The organism is Bradyrhizobium sp. 142, from assembly GCF_023074015.1.
Lineage (GTDB): Bacteria > Pseudomonadota > Alphaproteobacteria > Rhizobiales > Xanthobacteraceae > Bradyrhizobium.
Genome location: NZ_JADPKQ010000265.1, coordinates 1 through 5,832, shown reverse-complemented (window position 1 = coordinate 5,832; position 5,832 = coordinate 1). Strand labels below are relative to the sequence as shown.

Genomic DNA, 5,832 nt, shown 5'->3' with positions numbered 1-5,832 from the left:
TCATTCACGGCCCAGGCCTCGCATCACGTCACACCTGTTATCGTCATCGCGTGCGTTGCAGGGACGCCATTGTGGCGCCGAGCTCGTCGCGCTCAAGGCCGCTGCCGCGCCGTCTCCGGCGGTGGCCTACGGCCAGCCTTGACCGCTCCTCGCCGCGGCGCCCAAGACCGCCGCCATCAAACGACGCCCTCTTGACAACTCACTCCCCATACGAGGATGACGGTACTGAAAGTGTGATCGCTGCCGGTGCAGCAGTCACCCCTCCAAATTCTTCAGCAATAATTTCAGCGCCGTCGCCGCGAACGCATGCATGTTGGCGAAGCGATCGTTGCTGCCTGTCTCGAGCGTCATCACCTCCGATGCCGGCCCCGCAACCGCCATGCAGCTGTGGCCGGCCGCATCGCCGTAGCGATTACCGCTCGGGCCGGTCGCGCCGGTTTCGGACAGTCCCCAGTCGCAGCCGAAACGGCCGCGCACCTGTTCGGCCAGTAGTTTGGCATAGGGCTCCGACGACGAGCGAAAGCCCTTCATGCCGTCATCCGAAATATCCATCAGCACGCGCCGTGCATCGCGGGTGTACACCACGGCGCCACCGAGGAAATAGGCTGACGCGCCGGGCACCGCGAGCAGGCTGGCCGAGATCAGGCCGCCGGTCGAGGATTCTGCGATCGCGATGGTCTGTTTGCGCGCGATCAGTTTGGCCGCGACCTGTTCCGCAATGCCGACGAGCTCTTTCATGTCCAGTACCTCACTCCATCGCAACCGAGCTAGCCTTCCTAGCATATGACAGCGCCATTGGCCGAGTTGCGGGCGGCGGGCAGGCCTGATTGAATGGCGGGACGCAAGAGGTGCGGCGAAGCGCTGCGCAACAGACATGAGGAAACGCAAAAGGGAGACGTCATGGCGTCCCTGATCGCCGGAGGGGTGGATTGCGACGTGCACCCGGCCGTGCCGCATTTGACCAGCCTGCTCCCGTATCTGAGCGACTATTGGCGCGACCAGGTGACGACGCGCGGCATGGTCGATCTCGTCTCGCAATCCTATCCGGAGAACTCGCCGATCACGGCGCGGCCGGACTGGCGCCCCGCGAGCGGTAAGCCGGGCGAAAGCCTGCAGGACATGCAGCGCCACGTGCTCGATCCCTTCCAGGTCTCTCGCGCCATCTGCAATCCGATCTACGGCGTGCAGATGGTGTTTTCCGAGGATTTGCAAGCCGCGTTCTGCCGCGCGCTGAACGACTGGCTGGCCAAGGAATGGCTCGACCGCGACCCGCGCCTGCGCGGCTCGATCGTGATCCCGACGCAGAGTGTCGAGAAGTCCGTTGCCGAGATCGAGCGCTGTGCGGCGGATCGCCGCTTCGTGCAGGTGCTGATGCTGGTGATGGGCGACACGCCGCTCGGCAAGCGCACGCTGTGGCCGATCTACGAGGCCGCGGAACGTCTGGAACTCGCCGTGGGCATCCACGCCGGTTCCGCCTATCACAATCCGCCGACCGCAGTGGGCTGGGGGTCCTATCACATCGAGGACTATGTCGGTCAGGCCCAGGCGTTCCAGACCCAGCTCACCAGCCTGATCATCGAGGGCGTGTTTGTCCGCCACCCGCGGCTGAAGATGGTGTTGCTGGAATCCGGCGTCTCCTGGATCTCCCCTTATCTCTGGCGCCTGCATAAGTTCTGGCGCGGGGTGCGAATGGAGACGCCGTGGGTCGACCGCGCGCCGCTGGAGATTGTGCGCAGCAACATCCGCTTCTCATTACAGCCATTTGACGCGCCGCCGGACGAGGCGACATTAATTCGCCTGTTTGATCATATGCAGTCGGACGAATTGGTCCTATTCTCCACGGACTATCCGCACTGGCAGTTCGATGGCCAGGACGCGCTGCCCGAAGGTCTCACCGCCGATCTCGTGCGCAAGATCATGATCGATAATCCGCATGCAACCTATCCCCGCCTGACGTGAGCCCACTGCCAAAGGAGGCAAGGCGATGAATATCCAGTTCCGCGAGGGCCTAGAAGCCGCTTCCCCCCTGACCACCAAGACCGCGATCGCGGACTGCGACATCCATCCGGCACGCACGACCCGCACCGAGCTTTATCCCTACCTCGCCAAACGCTGGCAGCATCATCTCGAAGTCTACGGCGTCCATGCCTATCAGGGCATGATGGAGGGGCCACCCTATCCGAAGGCCCAGCCCAACGCCTCGCGCCGCGATGCCTATCCGCCGGAGGGCGGTCCGCAGGGCTCGTCGCTCTCCTTCATGCAGCAACAGCTGCTCGATCCCCACAACGTGCAACTCGGCGTGCTCAATCCGCTCAACACCGGGCAGGGGATCCGAAATCACGAGCTGTCGGCCGCGCTGTGCTCTGCGATCAACGACTGGCAGATCGACAAATGGACCAGCAAGGACAAGCGGCTGAAGGCCTCGATCGTCGTCGGCAATGAGGATGCGCTGGCGGCCGCCGCCGAAATCCGCGAGCGCGCCGGCGACAAGAATTTCGTGCAGGTGCTCTTGCTCAGCCGCAATGTCGAGCCGCTTGGCCAGCGCCGCTATTGGCCGATCTATCAGGCCGCGGAAGAAGCGGGCCTGCCCGTCGGCGTCCACGCCTTCGGTTTCGGCGGCAACCCGATCACGCCGTCGGGCTGGCCGAGCTACTACATCGAGGAAATGGTGGGCCATTCGCAGTGCCAGCAATCGGCACTCGCGAGCCTTGTGCTCGAAGGCGTGTTCGAACGCTTCCCGAAACTGAAGATGGTGATGATCGAGGCCGGCTTCGGCTGGGCGCCGTCGCTGGCCTGGCGGCTCGACAAGGTCTGGCAGCGGCTGCGCAGCGAGGTGCCGCATGTCAAACGGCCGCCGTCGGAATACATCCGCGAGCAGGTGTGGTGGACCACGCAGCCGATGGAGGATCCGGAGCGGCGCGAGGATCTGTTCGACGTCATCAAGTGGATCGGCTGGGACCGGCTGCTGTTCGCGACCGACTATCCGCATTGGGATTACGACGAGCCGTCGCGCGTACTGCCGGCCGGCGTCAGCGAGGCCAATCGCGAGGCGTTTTATCTGGGCAATGCCAAGAAGCTCTACGGCATCGCCGCATGATCCGAAAAAGTGTGAAGCGGTTTTTCCTCGCGACAAACGCGGAACGCGTTTGCGCGGAGATTATGCGGAAGACATAGAGCATGGCGCGACACGTGATTGCGCCGGTCGACGAGCTTCCGCCGGGGACGCGCAAATTCCTGGAGATCGAAGGGCGGCCGATCGCGATCTTCAACATCAAAGGCGAGTATTTCGGCCTGATGAACCGCTGCCCGCATCAGGGCGCGGCGTTGTGCGAGGGCCCGCTGATCGGTCTCGCGCAATCCAGCGACCCCGGTGAGATCGAATATACGAAACTCGGCGAGATCATCCGCTGCCCCTGGCATGGCTGGGAGTTCGACGTCCGCACCGGCCAGTCCTATTGCGATCCACGCCGTTTCCGCGTGAAGGCGTATCCGGCTCATGTCGAGCCGGGCGCGGGCGTGGTGAAGGGACCGTATGTCGCCGAGACGATTCCGGTGCAGGTCGAGAGCGACTACGTGGTGGTGGAGCTGTAGCTCCGCCGCGCGCGAGCTGCGCTCCCTCGTCCCGTTCTTGGACCGCAGGAGCTGATGATTTTTCAGGCTCTATTTTGCGCTGCAGCGACCACCCATTGGCGGAAGGCGGCCAGCTTCGGCGCTTCGCGGCGGCCATCTGGCGCGACCACGTAGAAGCCGGCGTCGGCTGGCAGTGCGATCTTGAAGGGGACCACGAGCCGGCCCTTGGCGATGTCGTCCTGGACGTAGGAGGTCCGTCCCATCGCCACGCCGATGCCGTCGATCGCGGCCTGGATGGTCATGAAGATCATGTCGAAGGTGATGCCGGGCTGCTTGGCGAGGTCGGCCGGCAGGCCTGCCGCCGTCAGCCACAGCCGCCAGTCGTCGCTGTTGGCATTGGATGTGTGCAGCAGCGGATGGTCTTTCAGATCTTCCGGCCGGCGCAGCGGCTTGTCACCGCGCAAGAGCGAAGGGCTGCACACCGGGAACAGCTCGTCGGCCATCAGCCAGTCCGCGCGCAGGCCCGGCCACTGGCCGCGCCCGTAGCGGATCGCGGCATCGACATTGTCGCGCTGGAAGTCGACCAGGCCGGTCGAGGTGGTGATGCGGACGTCGATGCCGGGGTGCTGCTCCTGGAAATCCGTCAGCCGCGGCAGCAGCCATTTGGCGGCGAGCGAGGCCAGGGTCGAAACCGTCAGCACCTTGTCGTCGTCCTTGCGCAGCAGCCGGTCGGTCGCAAGCCGGAGGTCGTTGAAGGCGGCGCGGACGCCCGGCAGGTAGTCGCGCGCCTCCGGCGTTAGCGCCAGCGCACGATTCTGCCGGATGAACAGGCGGAGGCCGAGCTCCTCCTCAAGCCTGCGGATCTGATGGCTGATCGCAGTCTGCGTCACGTTCAGCTCGGCGGCGGCCAGCGTGAAGCTGAGGTGGCGCGCCGCTGCCTCGAACGCCCGCAACCCATTCAGAGACGGCAATCTGGCAGTCATTTGGCAACAGGATGCATGATCTTATTTCATGCGAAGGGGTACAAATTGTCGTTTGTCGAAGGGCCTAGCCGAGCAGATATTAGCGTCAACTTAGCTCCAGGAGCTGAAAATGTCTACGTTGACCGACAATTCGATGACAAATCATCATGCATCAGGGCTGCTCACCCAGATCGGCGAGACGCTTCACGTCTGGCATGAGCGCTACCGGACCCGACGTGAGCTGACCCATTGGACCGCCCGCGATCTCCACGACGTTGGCCTGTCCTGGACCGACATCGCCTATGAGGCCGACAAACCCTTCTGGCGGGCCTGATTGGCCGCCAGGCCGGCGCCGCCTGATCACAGGGGCGCCGGCGGTCCCTTCTGCGCAAGGCAGATTTCTTAAGGCGCCTGTCATGAGCCTCCTTCGGCTGGTAGACCTGAAGCAATATTCGGACACGTTACGCACCCGGCAAGGCGAGGCGCTCAACGTTCGCTTCATCGAGCCGCGCGACACCGACGAGCTCCAGCACTATTTCCGTTCGCTCTCGACCCGCTCCCGCTACAACCGCTTCTTCGGCGCGATCAGCGAGTTGCCGAAAGGCCTGCTTCACGACTTCCTCCAGATTGGTGAGCGCGAACGCTTCACCGTCGTCGCAACGATGATGGTGGACGGCTTCGAGACCATCGTCGCCGAAGCGCGCTATGCCTTTCACGAGGAGAGCTCGTCGTTCGAATTCGGCCTGTCGGTTGGCGACCGCTGGCAGCGTCGCGGCATCGCCACCGCGCTACTTGCAAACCTCGAATGCCGCGCCGCCGCGCTTGGCGCCGAGCACATGTTTGGCGACACGTTGCGCGCCAACGAGACCATGATCTCGCTCGCGCGCAAATCCGGCTTCGCCTTCGTCAACCATCCGGACGATTGGAAGCTGGTGCGCTTCGACAAGGAGATCACGGTCGCGCCCAAGGACATTCCCTGCGCCAGCTGGCGTCTCGCCGGCCTTTCCCGTCAGGCCGACAGCCCCTCAGCCTCGGCCTGACACCACTGCAAGCCCGGCCCTGGTGAACCAGAGCCGGGCATTTTTTATTTTCGTGGCCCGGATGGAGCAATAGCGCAATCCGGGATTTTTGCGGCGTTGACAGGCTTCCCCGGATTTCGCTGTGTGCCCCGAAGGGCGCGTGTCACCAGTGGAGGAGGAATCCACCCGGATAATTGTCGATAAGTCTGGTAGCTGACGAGCAGGTTGGTTGGGTAACCGGCTGATCTGAAGCCTCGTGACAAAGGTCGCCTTGGGCGGCT

Annotated in this window: 7 protein-coding genes; 5 read left to right on the top strand and 2 right to left on the bottom strand. The window is 63.8% G+C overall.

Annotated features, from left to right (window positions below; genetic code table 11):
- Positions 1 to 255: 255 nt before the first annotated feature.
- Positions 256 to 738 (bottom strand): CinA family protein, encoded by a 483-nt coding sequence (locus IVA82_RS23865; RefSeq protein WP_247389506.1) that lies wholly within the window; start codon positions 736 to 738, stop codon positions 256 to 258.
- Between the two features lie 162 nt (positions 739 to 900).
- Here IVA82_RS23865 and IVA82_RS23860 point away from each other — a divergent pair, with 162 nt between their 5' ends.
- From IVA82_RS23860 to IVA82_RS23850, 3 genes are all read left to right on the top strand, one after another.
- Positions 901 to 1,959 carry an amidohydrolase family protein gene (locus tag IVA82_RS23860; RefSeq protein WP_247389505.1) on the top strand — a complete coding sequence of 353 codons (1,059 nt, stop codon included), beginning with the start codon at positions 901 to 903 and terminating at the stop codon, positions 1,957 to 1,959.
- Between the two features lie 25 nt (positions 1,960 to 1,984).
- Positions 1,985 to 3,097 (top strand): amidohydrolase family protein, encoded by a 1,113-nt coding sequence (locus tag IVA82_RS23855; RefSeq protein WP_247389504.1) that lies wholly within the window; start codon positions 1,985 to 1,987, stop codon positions 3,095 to 3,097.
- An 80-nt stretch (positions 3,098 to 3,177) separates the two neighbouring features.
- A complete protein-coding gene (locus IVA82_RS23850) occupies positions 3,178 to 3,591 on the top strand; it encodes a Rieske (2Fe-2S) protein (protein WP_247389503.1) in 414 nt (137 codons plus the stop codon).
- A gap of 62 nt (positions 3,592 to 3,653) precedes the next feature.
- Here IVA82_RS23850 and IVA82_RS23845 read toward each other — a convergent pair whose 3' ends face one another.
- Positions 3,654 to 4,553, bottom strand: a complete 900-nt coding sequence (locus IVA82_RS23845) for a transcriptional regulator GcvA (RefSeq protein WP_247389502.1) — start codon at positions 4,551 to 4,553, stop codon at positions 3,654 to 3,656.
- Between the two features lie 109 nt (positions 4,554 to 4,662).
- Here IVA82_RS23845 and IVA82_RS23840 point away from each other — a divergent pair, with 109 nt between their 5' ends.
- Together IVA82_RS23840 and IVA82_RS23835 are read left to right on the top strand one after the other, a co-directional pair.
- Positions 4,663 to 4,866 carry a DUF1127 domain-containing protein gene (locus IVA82_RS23840; protein ID WP_247389501.1) on the top strand — a complete coding sequence of 68 codons (204 nt, stop codon included), beginning with the start codon at positions 4,663 to 4,665 and terminating at the stop codon, positions 4,864 to 4,866.
- A gap of 82 nt (positions 4,867 to 4,948) precedes the next feature.
- Positions 4,949 to 5,572: a GNAT family N-acetyltransferase gene (locus tag IVA82_RS23835; protein WP_247389500.1), complete on the top strand. Its 624-nt coding sequence runs from the start codon at positions 4,949 to 4,951 to the stop codon at positions 5,570 to 5,572.
- Positions 5,573 to 5,832: the final 260 nt, after the last annotated feature.